This is a genomic window from Aeromicrobium sp. S22 (genome assembly GCF_009661045.1).
Lineage (GTDB): Bacteria > Actinomycetota > Actinomycetes > Propionibacteriales > Nocardioidaceae > Aeromicrobium > Aeromicrobium yanjiei.
This window is the reverse complement of record NZ_WJWV01000001.1, coordinates 1,451,658-1,468,321: the sequence shown is the minus strand read 5'-3', so window position 1 is coordinate 1,468,321 and position 16,664 is coordinate 1,451,658. Positions and strand designations below refer to the sequence as shown.

Annotated in this window: 20 protein-coding genes; 8 read left to right on the top strand and 12 right to left on the bottom strand. The window is 71.5% G+C overall.

From position 1 onward, the window contains the following. Window positions 1-16: 16 nt before the first annotated feature. The 10 genes from GEV27_RS07250 to dapA all read right to left on the bottom strand — a co-directional run bounded on the left by GEV27_RS07250 (window position 17) and on the right by dapA (window position 9,871). Window positions 17-505, bottom strand: a complete 489-nt coding sequence (locus GEV27_RS07250) for a CinA family protein (protein WP_309222088.1) — start codon at window positions 503-505, stop codon at window positions 17-19. After that, on the bottom strand, window positions 502-1,110 hold the full coding sequence (gene pgsA / locus GEV27_RS07245; protein ID WP_153910585.1) for a CDP-diacylglycerol--glycerol-3-phosphate 3-phosphatidyltransferase: 609 nt from the start codon (window positions 1,108-1,110) through the stop codon (window positions 502-504). Before pgsA ends, GEV27_RS07250 begins: the two co-directional genes overlap by 4 nt. Window positions 1,111-1,140: 30 nt before the next feature. After that, window positions 1,141-1,578 carry a hypothetical protein gene (locus GEV27_RS07240; RefSeq protein ID WP_153933778.1) on the bottom strand — a complete coding sequence of 146 codons (438 nt, stop codon included), beginning with the start codon at window positions 1,576-1,578 and terminating at the stop codon, window positions 1,141-1,143. A 2-nt stretch (window positions 1,579-1,580) separates the two neighbouring features. Continuing rightward, a complete protein-coding gene (locus tag GEV27_RS07235; RefSeq protein ID WP_194944146.1) occupies window positions 1,581-4,055 on the bottom strand; it encodes a DNA translocase FtsK in 2,475 nt (824 codons plus the stop codon). Window positions 4,056-4,152: 97 nt separating this feature from the next. Continuing rightward, complete coding sequence (locus tag GEV27_RS07230) at window positions 4,153-4,881, bottom strand: sirohydrochlorin chelatase (RefSeq protein ID WP_153653175.1); 729 nt, start codon at window positions 4,879-4,881, stop codon at window positions 4,153-4,155. A gap of 343 nt (window positions 4,882-5,224) precedes the next feature. After that, window positions 5,225-6,412 carry a molybdopterin molybdotransferase MoeA gene (locus GEV27_RS07225; RefSeq protein ID WP_153933777.1) on the bottom strand — a complete coding sequence of 396 codons (1,188 nt, stop codon included), beginning with the start codon at window positions 6,410-6,412 and terminating at the stop codon, window positions 5,225-5,227. Continuing rightward, window positions 6,409-6,666, bottom strand: a complete 258-nt coding sequence (locus tag GEV27_RS07220; RefSeq protein ID WP_153653177.1) for a DUF6457 domain-containing protein — start codon at window positions 6,664-6,666, stop codon at window positions 6,409-6,411. Before GEV27_RS07220 ends, GEV27_RS07225 begins: the two co-directional genes overlap by 4 nt. Then, on the bottom strand, window positions 6,659-7,264 hold the full coding sequence (locus GEV27_RS07215) for a molybdenum cofactor guanylyltransferase (RefSeq protein ID WP_153933776.1): 606 nt from the start codon (window positions 7,262-7,264) through the stop codon (window positions 6,659-6,661). Before GEV27_RS07215 ends, GEV27_RS07220 begins: the two co-directional genes overlap by 8 nt. 7 nt (window positions 7,265-7,271) lie before the next feature. After that, window positions 7,272-8,951 (bottom strand): ribonuclease J, encoded by a 1,680-nt coding sequence (locus GEV27_RS07210; protein WP_153653179.1) that lies wholly within the window; start codon window positions 8,949-8,951, stop codon window positions 7,272-7,274. 5 nt (window positions 8,952-8,956) lie between these two features. Next, on the bottom strand, window positions 8,957-9,871 hold the full coding sequence (gene dapA / locus GEV27_RS07205; RefSeq protein WP_153653180.1) for a 4-hydroxy-tetrahydrodipicolinate synthase: 915 nt from the start codon (window positions 9,869-9,871) through the stop codon (window positions 8,957-8,959). 54 nt (window positions 9,872-9,925) lie between these two features. On the opposite strand from dapA, the gene GEV27_RS07200 reads away from it, so the two are divergent. From GEV27_RS07200 to GEV27_RS07185, 4 genes are all read left to right on the top strand, one after another. Continuing rightward, the gene (locus GEV27_RS07200; protein WP_153910572.1) at window positions 9,926-10,723 is read left to right on the top strand and encodes a thioesterase family protein; all 798 of its coding nucleotides are present in this window, start codon (window positions 9,926-9,928) and stop codon (window positions 10,721-10,723) included. 82 nt (window positions 10,724-10,805) lie between these two features. After that, window positions 10,806-11,021 carry an amphi-Trp domain-containing protein gene (locus GEV27_RS07195; RefSeq protein ID WP_153653182.1) on the top strand — a complete coding sequence of 72 codons (216 nt, stop codon included), beginning with the start codon at window positions 10,806-10,808 and terminating at the stop codon, window positions 11,019-11,021. Between the two features lie 64 nt (window positions 11,022-11,085). Then, window positions 11,086-12,252, top strand: a complete 1,167-nt coding sequence (locus GEV27_RS07190; protein ID WP_153653183.1) for a mechanosensitive ion channel family protein — start codon at window positions 11,086-11,088, stop codon at window positions 12,250-12,252. Next, window positions 12,249-13,223 (top strand): glycosyl hydrolase family 18 protein, encoded by a 975-nt coding sequence (locus GEV27_RS07185; protein WP_153933775.1) that lies wholly within the window; start codon window positions 12,249-12,251, stop codon window positions 13,221-13,223. The genes GEV27_RS07190 and GEV27_RS07185 overlap by 4 nt, the downstream gene beginning before the upstream one ends. Here the strand turns inward: GEV27_RS07185 and GEV27_RS07180 are convergent. Then, window positions 13,220-13,699 (bottom strand): dihydrofolate reductase, encoded by a 480-nt coding sequence (locus GEV27_RS07180; protein ID WP_153933774.1) that lies wholly within the window; start codon window positions 13,697-13,699, stop codon window positions 13,220-13,222. The two genes, GEV27_RS07185 and GEV27_RS07180, sit on opposite strands and share 4 nt — an antisense overlap. Next, entirely contained in the window at window positions 13,696-14,490 is a 795-nt protein-coding gene (locus tag GEV27_RS07175; protein ID WP_153910561.1) for a thymidylate synthase, read from the bottom strand. The genes GEV27_RS07180 and GEV27_RS07175 overlap by 4 nt, the downstream gene beginning before the upstream one ends. Window positions 14,491-14,540: 50 nt before the next feature. Here GEV27_RS07175 and GEV27_RS07170 point away from each other — a divergent pair, with 50 nt between their 5' ends. Genes GEV27_RS07170 through GEV27_RS07155 form a run of 4 tightly spaced genes read left to right on the top strand, consistent with a single transcriptional unit; the run spans window position 14,541 to window position 16,547 of the window. Continuing rightward, a complete protein-coding gene (locus tag GEV27_RS07170; RefSeq protein ID WP_153933773.1) occupies window positions 14,541-15,050 on the top strand; it encodes a hypothetical protein in 510 nt (169 codons plus the stop codon). Beyond that, entirely contained in the window at window positions 15,047-15,577 is a 531-nt protein-coding gene (locus GEV27_RS07165; protein WP_153933772.1) for a GNAT family N-acetyltransferase, read from the top strand. Before GEV27_RS07170 ends, GEV27_RS07165 begins: the two co-directional genes overlap by 4 nt. Beyond that, complete coding sequence (locus GEV27_RS07160) at window positions 15,574-16,245, top strand: AzlC family ABC transporter permease (RefSeq protein ID WP_153653189.1); 672 nt, start codon at window positions 15,574-15,576, stop codon at window positions 16,243-16,245. Before GEV27_RS07165 ends, GEV27_RS07160 begins: the two co-directional genes overlap by 4 nt. Then, window positions 16,242-16,547, top strand: coding sequence for an AzlD domain-containing protein (locus tag GEV27_RS07155; protein ID WP_194839835.1), 306 nt, complete (start codon window positions 16,242-16,244; stop codon window positions 16,545-16,547). The genes GEV27_RS07160 and GEV27_RS07155 overlap by 4 nt, the downstream gene beginning before the upstream one ends. Window positions 16,548-16,664 lie beyond the last annotated feature (117 nt).

Genomic DNA, 16,664 nt, shown 5'->3' with positions numbered 1-16,664 from the left:
TGCTGTCATGACATGTTCAACCCCGATCGGATCGGGATTCTTCCCCCAGCCTAGCGACCAGCAACGACAACAGCGCAGCGACCGTCCCCGTGCGGATCGTTTCGCGGTCACCGTCCAGGTGCAGCAGAGCAGTCTCCACCCCGCCCGGACCGGCCACGCCCACGTGCACCGTGCCGGCCGGCTTGCCCTCGCTCGGTCCGGGGCCGGCCACACCGGTCGTCGCGAGGCCGTACGTCGCACCGAGGCGCTCGCGCACGCCCAGCGCCATGCTCGACGCGACTGCGGCGTCGACCGTGCCGACGCGGGAGATGAGCTCGGCGTCGACGCCGAGCAGCTGCGTCTTGAGCTCGGCGGCGTAGGCGATGACTCCTCCCCGGACGACCGTGGACGCACCGGGGACGCTGACGAGCGTGGCGCAGACCAGACCGCCGGTGAGGGACTCGGCCGTCGCGACGGTTGCTCCCGCGGCCCGCAGGCCCTCGACCGCCTCGGCCGCGACGCTCACGCCTCTGCCGCGGCCTTCGCGGACCGGCGCAGCTCGATCGCGTCGCGGACGTACTGGACGCCGGTCGACAACGTGATCGCGACGGCGCCCGCCATCAGGAGGTGGGTGATCCAGCGCAGGATGTCGCAGGGGACGTTGTCCCACAGCTCGAAGGGCAGGATGTAGCCGCCGAGGGCGACCACCTGCAGCATGGTCTTGACCTTGCCGCCCTGGCTCGCCGGCATGACGCCGTACTTCTTCACCACGAACCGCATCGCGGTGATGCCCCACTCGCGCAGCAGCACGACGATCGTCACGGCCCAGAAGAGCCAGCTGTCGTAGATGATCGCCAGGCCGATGAACGCCATCCCGGTGAGCGCCTTGTCGGCGATGGGATCGGCGAGCTTGCCGAAGTCGGTGACCAGGTTGTAGCGGCGGGCCAGGTCACCGTCGATGCGATCGGTGATCATCAACAGGGCGAACAGGACCCAGGCGGCGACGCGCAGGCCGATCGACTGGCCGTCCTCGGCGAGGAGGAGCCAGCCGAAGAACGGGACGCCCGCGATGCGCACGACCGTGAGGACGTTCGCGATGTTCAGGTTGCTCGGCGGCGTGGCCGTGTTCATGAGTCCCTCTCGGTGGGGTGAAACGACTCCTCAGTATGCGGCAGCGGGTCGGCGCTGCGCCAACTGAACCTCCGCCTCGCCGGGCGAGACATTCGTCGCAAGACCCAGGGGCGCGGTGTAGAACCGCTGGCCGTCGGTGCTGACGACCTTGATCCGCGGGTCGTGGATGAGCCCCTCGCGACGCTCGACCCGGATCTCGCCGAGCTCGCTCCACAGCAGGCCGACCCAGCCCTGCTCCGCGCGCAGCCGGATGCCGTGGTCGTCCGCGACGAACAACGGCGTGCTCCAGTCGCCGATCCCCCGCAGGTGGCCGAGGCCCACGGCCGCCAGCACGACGGCCGGGACCACCAGGAGGTACTGCTCACGGTCGTACGCGAACCAGCCGAAACCCGCGGCCAGCGCGAGGCAGACGAGACCGAGCAGCGTGAACAGCCCGGTCCGCCGGCGCACCTCGAATGCGTCCTCCATGCTCAGCCCGCCTGGATCGTGGCGAGGACCTGGTCGAGCTCGTCGGGCTTGACCAGGACGTCACGCGCCTTGGAGCCCTCGCTGGGCCCGACGATCCCGCGGCTCTCGAGGATGTCCATGAGGCGGCCGGCCTTGGCGAAGCCCACGCGCAGCTTGCGCTGCAGCATCGACGTCGAGCCGAACTGCGTCGTCACGCACAGCTCGATCGCCTGCAGGACGAGGTCGAGGTCGTCGCCGATGTCGTCGTCGAGCTCACGCTTGGCGGCCGCGACGGCCGTGACGTCCTCACGGTAGACCGGCTGCAGCTGCGTCTTGCAGTGCTCGACGATCGTGTGGATCTCGGCCTCGGTGATCCACGCACCCTGCATGCGCATGGCCTTGTTCTGCCCCATGGGCAGGAACAGGCCATCGCCCTGGCCGACGAGCTTCTCGGCGCCCGGCTGGTCCAGGATGACGCGGCTGTCGGCGAGCGACGAGGTCGCGAACGCCAGACGGCTCGGCACGTTGGCCTTGATCAGACCCGTCACGACGTCGACCGAGGGCCGCTGGGTCGCGAGGATCAGGTGGATGCCGGCGGCTCGCGCGAGCTGCGTGATGCGGACGATCGAGTCCTCCACGTCACGCGGCGCGACCATCATCAGGTCGGCGAGCTCGTCCACCACGACCAGGAGGTACGGATAGGGGGCCAGCACGCGCTCGCTGCCGGCGGGCAGCTTGACCTTGCCTGCCTTGACGGCCTTGTTGAAGTCGTCGATGTGGCGGTAGCCGAAGTTGGCCAGGTCGTCGTAGCGCATGTCCATCTCGCGCACGACCCACTGCAACGCCTCGGCGGCCTTCTTGGGGTTCGTGATGATCGGCGTGATGAGGTGCGGAACGCCCTCGTACGCGGTGAGCTCGACCCGCTTGGGGTCGACCATGATCATCCGGACCTCCTCGGGCGTCGAGCGCATCAGGATCGAGGAGATCATCGAGTTGACGAACGAGGACTTGCCCGAGCCGGTCGCGCCGGCGACCAGCAGGTGGGGCATCTTCGCCAGGTTGGCCACGACGTAGCCGCCCTCGACGTCCTTGCCGAGGCCGATCACCATCGGGTGGTGGTCGCTGCGCGCCTTGGCCGAGCGCAGCACGTCGCCGAGCGACACCATCTCCTTGTCGACGTTGGGGATCTCCACGCCGATCGCGGACTTGCCCGGGATCGGGCTGAGGATGCGCACCTCGTTGGACGCCACGGCGTACGAGATGTTCTTGGACAGGGCCGTGACCTTCTCGACCTTGACCGCCGGGCCCAGCTCGACCTCGTAGCGGGTCACGGTCGGGCCACGGGTGTAGCCGGTGACCCGGGCGTCGATCTGGAACTGCTCGAGCACCTCGGTGAGACGCTCGACGACCTCGTCGGACGCCTTGGAGCGCGCCTTGTGCGGCGAGCCCTCCCGCAGCATCGCGCTGTCGGGCAACGAGTAGACGACGTCGCCCGAGAGGGCGAGCTGCTCCGCGCGGGCCGGGATCGGCTCCATGGGCGGCAGCTCGGCCTCGACGTCGTCCTCCGGCTCCGGCTCGGGCTCGGGCTCGAACACGCGGACCGGGACCTGGCGATCCTCGTCGGGACCGTCGACCAGGGGGTTCTCGAACGGCTCGTCGTCGGTCACGAGGGTCGTCTTGGGGTGGCGCCGTTTCTTCGGCTCGGGCTCGGCCGCCTCGGCCTCGGGATCGGCCTTGCGGCCGAGCGCGGTGTCGCGCAGCTCGCGGACGCGGTCGGGGACCGCGTAGACGGGTGTGTTGGTGACGACCAGGACGCCGAAGGCCACGACGAGGACGAGGATCGGGGAGACCACGTACGCGCTGTTGAGCAGGTCCATCGGGATCGCGGAGAACAGGAAGCCGATCGCTCCGCCGGCCTCGCGCATCGCGTCCGGATCGGGATCGCTCGGGCGCGGCACGTCGTGCGCGATGTGGACGAGACCGAGGACGCCGCCGCAGATCGCGGCCCAGCCGATGACCTGGCGACCCGCGGGTCCGTTCTGGTCGGGGTGGCGCAGCGTGCGCCAGGCGATGACGACCAGGACGATCGGGACGGCCCAGGCCAGCAGGCCGACCGCACCGGCCGCCACGTCGCGGACCGCGTTGCCGACCCCGCCGGGCATGTCGGACCACACGGACCCGGCCACGATGATGCCGAGCGCGAGGATGCCGAAGCCGACCCCGTCACGGCGCTGCTCGGGGTCGAGGTCGCGAGCACTGTGCCCGATGCTGCGGGCCACCGCGCCCACGACACCGGCGAGACCGAGCCACAGGGCGGTCGAGGCGCGCAGGACCGCGCCGAGCACAACAGCAAGGGGGCCAGGACCGGTTCTGCGTGCCGCGGGCTTGCGAGCTGCAGGCTTGCGGGCCTGTGGCTTGCGCTTGTTCGCGGCCGGCTTCTTGCGGGCCTGGCTGCCGGACGGCCGCTTGCGCGGCGGGGAAGTCGTTCGGGTCGCCATGGTCAAAGGGTAAAGCACGACTCGAAGGTTGGGCGGGAATGAGGGTGTGGCGGCCCCGGCGCGGTGGATTCGCCACCGTCCGGGCCCGACAGCGGGCTCAGACGGTGGAGGACGCACCGCCCCAGCGGGGGACGGCGTCGAGGCCCGCGGCTGCCGGGACGCGGGCGCGTGCGAGCACCAGTGACACGAGCCGCGGATCGGGTGGCCCGCCGTCGAGGAACGGCTGCGTCACCACGTCTGCGCCGGCCTCCCCCATCGCCTCGTGGGCGGCGCCGTGCGAGAGCAGGTAGCTCGAGACCACGACCCGCCGGCCGTACGCCCGTGCGACGTCGACCGCATCGGCCAGGGGCGTGTCGGGGCCGCCGAGGGTGCCGACGTGGACCCGGCCGCCCCAGACCGCGCTGAGCAGCCTCGCGGCCTTGCCGACGTCGGAGACCGCTCGTTCGTCGCTCGCGGTCGCCGCGGCGAGGACGATCGTGTCGTCCGAGCGGGCACCGGCCTCGAACAGCCGGCGGACGCCGACCTCGGCCAGCACCCAGTCCGGCCCCAACGGCGCCGTGACACTGACTGCCGGGTCGAGGTGCGATGCCTGCACGATGTCGACGCTGACCGGACGGTCGTACGCCAGCAGGAGCGGGACGACCGCTCGCGGGCCGGAGGTCTCGCGCACGACCTCCGCGACGAGCGGGACCTGCTCGTCGATGAAGGCATCGACGACGTCGAGGTCCTGCGCCTCGCGGCGGACCGCGTTGACGAGACCCGCGAACGCCGCCCTCCCCCGTGGGGCCGTGGACCCGTGGGCGCACAGGATCAGCGTGCGGTTCATCCGGACCTCCCAGGTCTGCCAACCGCGGAGCCCGAGATGTCCGCGGTGGGTCGAGACGGGTGGCGAGCTGCCGTCGGAGTGCACCGGGCGGCTCCGCCGGCAGCTCGCACCTTCCTGACGTAGCCGGTCCCCGGTCGCCTCGTGACCGATGCGTGAACGGTCGAGGGCGCCGCGGGCCCGACGTGCCGACGAGGATCCGACGACGTCGAGGTGCCACGGTCGAGCATGTGCCACCCCTTCGGATCGACGGATCAGGGTCTCCCCGTCAGCACCTTCAGGTTCCGTGACCGCTGTTTCGCGCCGGTTAACGCAGGCGCGGGGTTTGGTTACAACTGGCGGTCCGTCAGGTCGTCGCGCGCCAGAGCGGCTCGAGCACCTCGAGCGACTGGCCGGTGCGCGCGCCCTCACGGGGGGCCACCAGCAGGCCGTCGGACGCCGAGAGGCCGCGCAGCATCGACGACGAGCTCCACCCGGTCGGCACCGCAGCGCCGTCGACGCGGGCGAACGGCAGGACGCGCGTGGCGCGCGGGAACGGGTCGAGGTCGACCCCCAGGACCTCCGAGGGCGGCGCGGCCGCCCGGCGCCCGGTCATCTCCTGGAGGGCGGGATGCACGACCGCGAGGAATCCCACGACCGCGGCCAGGGGGTTGCCGGGCAGGCACGCGACGAGTCGGCCGTCGGGCAGCACCGCGAGCAGCGTCGGCCCGCCGGGGCGTACCGCGACCGTGTCCACCGCGAGGGTCGCGCCCACGATCCCGAGCGCCTCGCGCAGGTGGTCGGCCTCCCCCACCGCCGTGCCGCCGGTGGTGACCACGACGTCCGCGGCCGACGAGCGCAGCAGGCGCACGAGCTCGGGCAGGTCGTCGCCCACCAGCGTGACCTGGCCGGGGGCCGCTCCCGCGCCGCGCGTCATGCCGCTGAGCAGCGGGCTGATCGAGTCGCGGATCGTGCCGGGAGCGGGCACCCCGCGCCGGACGACCTCATCCCCCGTGACGAGCAGGTCGACGACAGGTGGGCGCGAGACCTGCACCGCGTCGTGGCCGGACGCCGCGCTGACCGCGAGGGACACCGGGTCCAGCGGGGTGCCTGCCGGCAGCACGATGTCGCCCACGCGCAGCTCCTCGCCCCTGGGCCGGACGTCGCCGAGCGAGGGCTGCTCCCCGCGCGGCCCCGTCCAGTGCAGGAGGCCGTCGCGGACCGTCCCGTGCTCACGGCGCACGAGCGCGGTCGTCCCCTCGGGAACGACGGCACCCGTGCCGATGCCACGGGCCTCCCCCGGGCGCATCGGCCCGCTCGGCGGACGGCCGTTGACGATCCGGTCGAGCACGGTCCACGGACCGTCCCCTGCCGCCGCCCAGCCGTCCATCGCGGTGACGTCGGCCGACGGCAGGTCGACCAGCGACCGCAGGTCGTCGGCCAGCACCCGTCCGCCGGCACCGGCGAGGTCGACGAGCTCGCTCGCGACCGGCTTGGCCAGCCCGCGGGAGGCGGCTCGCACGTCGTGCCAGTCGCCGCGGACGAGCGCGGTCACGGCCCCTCGTCCTCGTCCCACCCGGCGATCGCTGCACGGACCCGCTCGAGCACCTCGGCGACCCGCGCGGGCTCGCCTCCGGCCTGACCGACGGCCACGCCCACCAAGTACGTCGTGAGGGGCGCGGCGGGGCGCATCACGCCGTGTGCGGCGTCCGCCGCGAGGTCGAGCACCTCGTCGACGCCCAGCACCTGCTCGATGCCGAGATCGCGGGCGAGCCCCTCCGCCCATCGCGGCAGCGGTCGTTCATCCATCACGGTCCTCCTCGGTCAGGCGTTCCAGGTCGCTCGGGGAGTCGATGTCGGCCAGCACCTCGTCCGGCAGGTCGATCTCCATCAGGTGCATACCCCGCGTGACCTGTCCCACGCCCCGGTCGGTCAACGGGACGTGTGCGGCCAGGGCTGTGCGCAGTGCCGCGGACCGGTAGACCGCGAGCAAGGGCTGTCGGTGTCCGTCGGACGACCGGGCCACGACGCCGTCCGCCTCGCCGCCGGCGGCGGCCGCCAGCAGCGCGGGCACCGCCTCGACGGCACGGGGCACGTCGGCCGCCAGCACCGCCACCAGGTCGGCGGGATCGGCCGCGAGGGCGCTCATCCCCGCCCCGATGGCCGCGGCCGGACCCGCGAACCTCGGCTCCTCCCGCACGACCGTGGCCCGCGGCGGCGTGCCGGCGAGCCCGTCCGGACCGACCACGACGAGTCGCCTCGCTCCGCCGACCGCCTCGCACGCGTGCGCCAGGAGGGGTCGTCCGTCGACGACGATCCCGACCTTGTCGACCCCGGGCATGCGGCTCGACCGACCGCCCGCCAGGACGATCGCGTCGTACGGGATCGCAGCAGGACGGCCGGGCACGAACGACTCAGGCCTGGATGACGACCGGGAGGATCATCGGACGGCGACGCAGGCGGCGTCCCACGAACGAGCCGAGCACGCGACGGATGACCTGCTGGAGCTGGCCGGAGTCGCGGGTGCCGTCGGAGATGGCCTCCTCGAGCGCCGAGATGATCTTGGGCATGATCTCGTCGAACGCCGAGTCCTCCTCGGCGATGCCGCGGGCGTGGATCTCGGGCCCGGACAGGATCTTGCCGGTGGCCGAGTCGACCACGACGACGACCGAGATGAAGCCCTCCTCGCCGAGGACGCGACGGTCCTTGAGCTCGGAGTCCGTCAGGTCGCCCACGGACGAGCCGTCGACGTACACGTAGCCGCAGTCGACAGCACCCGTGATGGACGCGTGCCCGTCGACCAGGTCGATGACGTAGCCGTCCTCGGCCAGCAGCACGTTGGGCACGCCCGTCGCAGTCGCGAGCTTGGCATTGGCGTGCAGGTGCCGGATCTCGCCGTGCACCGGCAGCACGTTGCTGGGCTGGACGATGTTGTAGCAGTAGAGCAGCTCGCCGGCCGAGGCGTGGCCCGACACGTGCACGAGCGCATTGCCCTTGTGCACGACGTTGGCACCCAGCTTGGTCAGGCCGTCGATCACGCGGTAGATCGCGTTCTCGTTGCCGGGGATGAGCGAGGAGGCCATGAGGACCGTGTCGCCGGGCTCGAGGCTGACCTGCTGGTGGCTGTTGTTGGCCATGCGCGACAGCGCGGCCATCGGCTCACCCTGCGAGCCGGTCGACATCAGCACCATCTTGTGCGGCGGCGCGGCGTCGATCTTGTCCACGACGACGCCGTCCGGCACGTGGAGGTAGCCCAGCTCGCGGGCGATCTGCATGTTGCGGACCATCGAGCGGCCCACGTACGCGACCTTGCGGTCGTGCTTGGCCGCGGCGTCGATGACCTGCTGGACGCGGTGGATGTGCGAGGCGAACGACGCGACGATGATGCGCTTCTTGCTCGACGCGAACACCGCGTCGATCGCCGGCGTGATGTTGCGCTCGGACGTCGTGAAGCCGGGGACCTCGGCGTTGGTCGAGTCGGTCAGGAAGAGGTCGACCCCCTCCTCGCCGAGCCGGGCGAATGCGCGCAGGTCGGTGATGCGGCCGTCGAGCGGCAGCTGGTCCATCTTGAAGTCGCCGGTGTGCAGCGCGACGCCGGCCGGCGTCTTGATCGCGACCGCGAGGGCGTCCGGGATCGAGTGGTTGACCGCGACGAACTCCAGCTCGAACGGGCCGAACGTCTCGACGTCGCCCTCGGACACGACGTACTTGGGGGCGTCCTTGAGCCGGTGCTCCTTGAGCTTGGGGTCCAGGAACGCCAACGTCAGCTGCGAGCCGATGACCGGGATGTTGCCGCGCTCGCGCAGCAGGTACGGCACGCCGCCGATGTGGTCCTCGTGGCCGTGGGTCAGCACGATGCCGACGACGTCCTTCAACCGGTCACGGATCGGACCGAAGTCAGGCAGGATCAGGTCGACACCGGGCTGGTTCTCCTCGGGGAAGAGGACGCCGCAGTCGACGATCAGCAGCTTGCCGCCGTACTCGAAGACGGTCATGTTGCGACCGATCTCTCCGAGTCCCCCGAGGGGGATGACGCGCAGGGCGCCTTCGGGCAGGGTGGGCGGAGCGCCGAGCTCCGTGTGCATGTGGCTCATGTGGCCTAGCTTTCGAGAAGGCCCGACGCCATGAGTCCGTCGCGAACGATCGCGACCTCGTCGTCAGTGGCATCGGGGAGCGGATCACGCATCGTGCGGTGCTCGAGCACGCCGAGGAGCTGCATGGCAGCCTTCGCCGTGATCGCGCCCTGCGTGTGATTCATCATCGCCGAGACGGCGGGAAGCAGCTGGTGGTGGATGGCCCGGGCCGTGGGCAGGTCGCCGGCGTCGACGGCCGCGACCATGTCGGCGTACTGACGCGACGCGGCGTGCGCGACGACGCTGACGATGCCGCTCGCTCCCATCGCGAGCCAGGGCAGATTGAGCGGGTCGTCGCCGGAGTAGATCTTCAGGCCGGTCTCGTTCATGAGCCAGGAGCCGCGGCTGAGATCGCCGACGGCGTCCTTCATCGCGACGATCTGCGGGTCGTCGGCCATCGCGAGGTAGGTCTCGTCCGCGATCTTGACGCCGCTGCGGCCGGGGATGTCGTAGAGCATGACGGGCAGGTCGTCACCGGCCCGCGCGACCTGCGTGAAGTGCGAGAGGATGCCCGACTGCGGCGGCTTGCTGTAGTAGGGCGTGACGACGAGGGTGCCGTGGGCGCCGGCCTTCTTGGCCTGCTGGGCCAGCGCGACGGAGTGACGCGTGTCGTTGGTGCCGACGCCGGCCACGACCGTGGCGCGGTCACCGACGGCCTCGAGCACGGCGACCAGCAGCCGGCCGTCCTCCTCGACGGTCGTCGTGGGCGACTCGCCGGTCGTGCCGCTGATGACCAGGCCGTCGTTGCCGTGGTCGACGAGGTAGGTCGCGACCTTCTGCGCGGCGTCGAGATCGAGCTCACCCTCGCGGGTGAACGGCGTGACCATGGCGGTCAGCACACGCCCGAAGGGCGCGGCCTCGGTGGCGAGCGGCGACGTCATGCCTCCGAGGCTACCGCCTGCCGACCTGTCGCCGACGACCGGCAGGATGGCGGCGTGAACGAGCGTACCGACGAGGACATCTACGACATCGACACGGCCTCCGCGCCTCGCGGCGACGGGATCCGTGACCTGAGGCTGACCGACCGGTGGAACACCCCCCTCGGCAAGCCCAACGGCGGCTACATCCTCGCCGCGATGTTGCGGGGACTCGGCGACGAGCTCGGCTCCGGCGACCCGCTCGTCGCCTCGATCACGTACCTCGCCTCCCCCGAGACCGGTGCGGCCGAGCTGCGCACGCGCCCCCTGCGGATCGGACGCCGCGTGCAGACCGGCACCGCGTCGCTGTGGGAGGGCGAGCGCCACGTCGCGGAGATGACCGCGAGCTTCGGTGACCGCTCCGGCGGCGAGAGCCACGAGCTCGGCACGCCGCCCGAGCTGCGTCCCCCCGACGAGTGCATCGATCCCCGCGAGCACGGCGCGCCGGGCGGCGGTCTCTTCGACCGCGTGGACTACCGGATCGACCAGGTGCCGGGCTTCTTCGTCGGGCGCCCGAGCGGCGATCCGACGATGACGGCCTGGCAGCGGCTCAGCGGCGGTCGCGAGATCGACTTCCCGGCGCTCGGCCTGCTCTGCGACTCGTTCGTGCCGCCGATCGTCGAGCTCGGCGAGGGATTCAACTCGATGACGGTCCAGCTCACGGTGCACCTGCACCGGCTGCCCCGCCCGGGGTGGGTCGCGACCCGGCTGACCACGCGCCACGTGGTCAACGGCTTCCACGAGGAGGACTGTGAGCTGTGGGACGAGGACGGCAACCTGCTCGCGCAGAGCCGCCAGCTCGGCATCCTGCTCTGAGCCGGGTGTCCGAGGCGCGGGCCGCTCGCCGGGTCGCCCGATAACGTGGTGCGCACCTGCCCCCGGATGAAGGAGACACCCGATGGACCTGTTCGAGACCGAGAGCACGCAGCGCCTGTCCCGCGAGGCCGCGGCCGAGCGCCTGCGCGCGCTGGCCGACGCCCTCTCGCGGCACAACTCGATCGAGCTCGAGCGAGGCGGCCACCGGATCACGGTCGACGTCCCCGATGAGGTGAGCTTCTCCCTCGAGGTCGAGGTGGGCGACGAGAACGAGATCGAGATCGAGCTCAGCTGGTGACCCGCATCCGGGCCGACCGGGCGCGTTCTGCGCACGATCGGCCCGGACTTGCGACCATGGGTCCATGAGCGACCCCTGGAAGGACTTCCTCCCGACGATCGGGATCGCGCTGCTCAACGCGTTGGTCCTGGCGGTGATCGTCGCCCTGGTCACCCGCCGGATCGGTCGCCGCTCCCCCGTCGCGCGCTATCTGAGCCGCGCCGCCGCGATCCCGTTCCGCATGCTGCTGGTCGTCGTGGCGTGCGCGATCGCGGTCTCCCGCAACGCGCCGTGGTCCGAGCGCGAGGACCTCGGCCGCTGGGTCGAGCTCGGCATGCGGGTCGCGATCATCATCACCGCCGCGTGGCTCGTCGGCGTCATCGTGCTGTCCCTCGAGGACATGGCCCTGCGCCGCTACCGCCTCGACGCGGTCGACAACCTCGCCGCCCGCCGCGCCAAGACCCAGACCGCGGTGATCCGCCGCGTCACCCTCGTCGCGATCGTGTTCCTGGCCGCGGCGGCGGTGCTGCTCAGCTTCCCGGGGGTCAGCGCGGCCGGCGCCAGCGTGCTCGCGTCCGCCGGCATCATCTCGGTCATCGCGGCGGTGGCCGCACAGTCCACGCTCAGCAACGTGATCGCCGGCCTGCAGATCGCGTTCAGCGGATCGATCCGCTACGGCGACGCGGTCATCGTGGAGGACGAGTGGGGGTGGATCGACGAGATCACGCTCAGCTATGTCGTCGTACGCCTGTGGGACGACCGCAACATGGTCCTGCCGGCGACGTACTTCACCACGACCCCGTTCCAGAACTGGACCCGCAAGCACTCCGAGCTGCTGGGCTCGGTGGAGTTCGACGTCGACTGGCGGGTCAGCCCCGACGGCATGCGCGCCGAGCTCGACCGCATCCTGCCGACCACCGACCTGTGGGACGGGCGCACCAAGGTGCTGCAGGTGACCGACGCGGTCAACGGCTGGGTGCGGATCCGCATCCTCGTGACCGCCAAGGACGCGCCCACGTTGTTCGACCTGAGGTGCTTCGTGCGCGAGCGGATGGTGGACTGGCTGCAGAGCGCCGACGAGGGCGGCCTGCCCCGCTTCCGGGTCGAGTCGGTCCCGCGCCGCGCCCCGCGCCGGGCCAGCGAGGAGGAGGCGACCGGCCTGTTCAGCGGTGACCAGCAGGGCGACGACCGGGCGGCCCGCATCACCGGTCAGCTGCCCGCCGTCGACGAGGACGGGCTCCCTCGCGAATGACCGCCACCGTGCGCTCGCGCCTCGCCCTGCTCTCCGCGGCGGTCCTCGTGGTCGGCGGACCCGCTGTCCCGGCGGCGGCGAAGGCACCCGTCAACGCCACCGGCTACGCGCTCCAGGGCTCGGCCAGCCCTTCCGACGTGACCCGCGACGGTCGCTACCTGCGCACGATCGCGATCTCCGGTGTCGCGCTCGACGGACCCGCCCGCATCTCCCCCGTCAGCGCCGACGTCGCCCAGCTGCGTCGCGCCGCGCACCGGCACGGTCGCAAGGCCGTCCTGCTGCTGAGCAACTACAGCGACGACCTCAAGGACTTCGACGAGCGCGTCGCCCACCGGATGCTGACCTCCGGACCGGCGCGCGCGGCCGTGATCCGGGCGCTCCGGAAGGCCACGCGCGGCTTCGACGGGCTGCAGATCGACCTGGAGTCGCTGAGGTCCCGCGACGTGGCGGGGCTGGTCGCGTTCACCCGCGAGCTCGATGCGGCCCTGCCCGGCAAGACGTTGTCGATGGCGTTCATGGCCTCGACCGATCGCCGCGGCTATCTCGCTCGCGGCTATGACCTCGCGGCCCTCGCGCCGAGTCTGGACCGCATGGTCCTGATGGCGTACGACCAGCACGGCCCCGGCTGGTCGCGTCCCGGTCCCGTGGGCTCGCTGTCGTGGGTCCGGCGCGAGCTGGGCTACTTCGCGAAGGTCCTGCCCAACCGCAAGATCGACCTCGGGGTGGCCGCGTACGGCTACCAATGGGGACGCGGGAGCCGCACCCTCACGGTCTCGCAGGCCCGCAAGCGCGCAGGCGACAAGGCCCGTTGGCGCGCCAAGCAGGGCGAGTGGTCCGCGAAGCTGTCCGGTGGGCGGACGATCTGGTGGTCGGACCGCCGCTCGCTGCGGGCCCGCGAGAAGATCGCCCGGTCGTACGGCCTGCACGGCGTGTCGATCTGGGAGATCGGCTCGTCGGGCCGCCTGCGCTAGGGCCTCGCGCGGTCGTACGTGACGATGTCGTAGCCGTCGTGGGCCTCGCGGCCGGACTCGTACCAGCGGGACCAGTCGACGTCGGGGAACCACGCGTCGCCGTCCGGCGACAGGTGCACCCGGGTGACGACCAGGCGGTCGACGACGTCGGCCTCGATCGCGGCGGCGTAGACCTGTGCGCCGCCGATCACGAACGCCTCGTCGTCGAGCTCGGCCGCCCGAGCGAGCGCAGAGCGAAGATCGCCTGCGGTCTCGACCCCCTGGGCCGACCAGGACGGGTCACGCGTCAGCACGATCGACTTACGTCCCGGGAGCGGCCGGCCGATCGACTCGTACGTCGCGCGGCCCATGACCAGCGGGTGGCCCATCGTGAGGGCCTTGAACTGCGCGAGGTCGCCGGTGGGCGGCCACGGCAGGTCGCCGTCCTTGCCGATGACGCCGTTGCGGCCGATCGCGACGACGACGGTGACCGTCATACGGCGATAGGCGCGGAGATCCGCGGGTGCGGGTCGTAGCCGGAGACCTTGACCGAGTCGAGCGTGAAGTCGTCGATCGAGGTGACGGCCGGGTCGAGCCACAGCTCGGGGAGCGCGCGCGGCTCGCGGGTGAGCTGCTCGCGGGCCTGGTCGAGGTGGTTGAGGTAGAGGTGCGCGTCGCCGAGCGTGTGGACGAAGTCGCCGACCTCCAGGCCCGTGACCTGGGCGACCATGTGGGTCAGCAGGGCGTACGAGGCGATGTTGAACGGGACCCCGAGGAACACGTCGGCCGAGCGCTGGTACATCTGGCACGACAGCTTGCCGTCGGCCACGTAGAACTGGAAAAACGCGTGGCACGGCATGAGGGCCATCGCGTCGAGGTCGGCGACGTTCCACGCGCTGACCACGTGCCGGCGGGAGTCGGGGTTGGCCTTGATCTGCTCGATGACGTCCGCGAGCTGGTCGATGTGCCGGCCATCCGGCGCGGGCCACGACCGCCACTGGTAGCCGTAGACCGGTCCGAGATCGCCGTTGTCGTCCGCCCACTCGTCCCAGATCGAGATGCCGTTGTCGCGCAGGAACGCGGTGTTGGTGTCGCCCTTGATGAACCACAGGAGCTCGCCGACGACCGACTTGAGGTGGATCTTCTTCGTGGTCACCAGAGGGAAGCCCTCGGACAGGTCGAAGCGCATCTGGTGGCCGAAGACGCTGCGCGTGCCGGTGCCCGTGCGGTCACCCTTCGCGACGCCTTCATCGAGGATGCGCTGGACGAGATCGAGGTAGGCCCGCATGCTCGCAGACTATCAATCACCACGCATCGATCGTGTGCGAAACTCTGTCCATGCCGCGTGACGAGTTCGACGCCAGTCCTGCCGAGGTGCGCAGCTTCGCGCTCCTGCAGGTCGGCCTCACCGCAGGCTTCTTCGTGCTCCTGTTCTTCATGCTCGGCGGCTCGGACGCGGACTACCCGCCGACCTGGATGGCCGTGGCGCTCGTCGTCCTGGTCGGCGTCGGCGCCTTCCTCGCCGAACGGGTCTGGATGTCGGCCGCTCCCCTGGACCCCGATCTCGCCCCCGCCGACCAGCACCGGCTCGCGGTCGGGGTCTTCGCCGGCCAGACCGTCCGCCGGCTGGCGTTCTGCGAGGCACCGCTGCTGATCGCGGTGCTCGTCACGTTCGTCACCGACCACGGCGGGTGGCCCCTGGTCATCGCGGGCGTCCCCGGTCTGCTCGTCCTGGCCTGGGAGATCTGGCCCAGCCTGCGCAACACGTCCATGACCGCCGCGATGCTCGACTCCCGCGGCGCGGACTCCCGGCTGGTGGAGAGCTTCATCGAACGTCCGGTCGCATGACGACGGCCGACGTCAGCGCCCGTCTCGCCTGGCCGGACGACGCCGCCGCGATCGTCCGCGTGCAGCTCGCGTCGTGGCAGGCGAACGACGCCGTGCCCGCCCCCGAGCTGGAGGCCCTCGATCCTGCGCTCCTCGCCGAGCGGTGGGCCACACTCGTCAGCTCACCTGTGGACGCGCGGCTGCGGGTGCTCGTCGCGCTCGAGCGGGCGGACGTCCGCGGCTTCGCACTGGTGCACCCGTCGTACGACCCCGACAGCGACCAGGTCACCGACGGCGAGATCGGCGAGCTCGTGGTCGACCCCGGTCACCAGCGCGCCGGGCACGGGTCACGGCTCCTGCAGGCCGCGGTCGACACCCTCGCCGCCGACCGGTTCACCCGCGCGCGCTGGTGGGTCACGTCGACAGACGATGCACTCCGGTCGTTCGTGACCGAGTCCGGCTGGGCGCCCGACGGTGCCCACCGTGAGCTCGCCGGCGACAGCGGGGCCACGGTCAAGCAGCTGCGGCTGCACACGACCCTGGCATGACCAGCGACCGATCGGTCATCGTCGACTCGCTCGGCGTCGGCCTGGCCACTGGCGCGTACGGCGTGTCGTTCGGCGCGATCTCCACGTCGTCCGGGCTCAGCGTGCTGCAGACCTGCCTCATCTCGCTGCTGGTCTTCACCGGCGCCTCACAGTTCGCGTTCGTCGGGATCATCGCGTCCGGCGGCAACCCCCTGACGGGCTCGCTGACCGCGATCCTGCTCGGCAGCCGCAACCTGTTCTACGGGGTCAGCATGGCCCCCAAGCTCGAGCTGACCCCTGCGCAGCGGCTCGCGACGGCGCACTTCGTGATCGACGAGTCGACTGCCATGGGCGTCACGCGCCCGACCAGACGCCAAGCCCGGCTCGGCTTCTACTGGACCGGGATCTCGATCTTCGTGCTGTGGAACCTGTCCACCGCCGCGGGCGCGTGGGCCGGCAACGCGATCGGCGACCCGCGGACGTACGGTCTGGACGCGGCTGTCGGGGCCGCCTTCCTCGGCCTGCTGTGGCCGCGGCTCGCCTCGGCGAAGGGGCGTCTCGTCGCGCTCGTGGGCGCCGCGGTGGCCCTCGGCCTCGTGCCGCTGACCAGCGCCGGGATGCCCATCATCCTCGGCGGTGGCGCCGCCGTGCTGCTGGGCCTGCTGTGGCGACCGGGGCGGGCCTCGTGACGGCGCTGTGGGGCGGCATCGTCGTGATGGCGGTGGGGTGCTTCGCCCTCAAGTACGCCGGGCTGTCCGTGCCCGAGCGGGTGCTGCAGCACCCCCTGACGGTGCGCGCGGTCGAGCTCATCCCCGCGGGACTGCTCGGCGCCCTGATCGCGGTGCAGGTGTTCGCCGACGGCACGTCCGTGCAGGTCGACGCCCGCCTGCTCGCCCTCGGTGTCGCCGCAGTCCTCCTGGCCCTGCGCGTCCCGTTCCTCCCCATGGTCGTCGCCGCCGCCCTCGTCGCCGCCCTCGCCCGCCAGCTCTGACCCCCCCGTCCCCCGTGGCCGGTTTCCCACGGGACCGTGGGAATTGCGCACTCCCCTCGCGTCTTAACCCGCGGGAAGTGACAAAGAGCCGCGGGAAGTGACAAAGAGCCGCGGGAA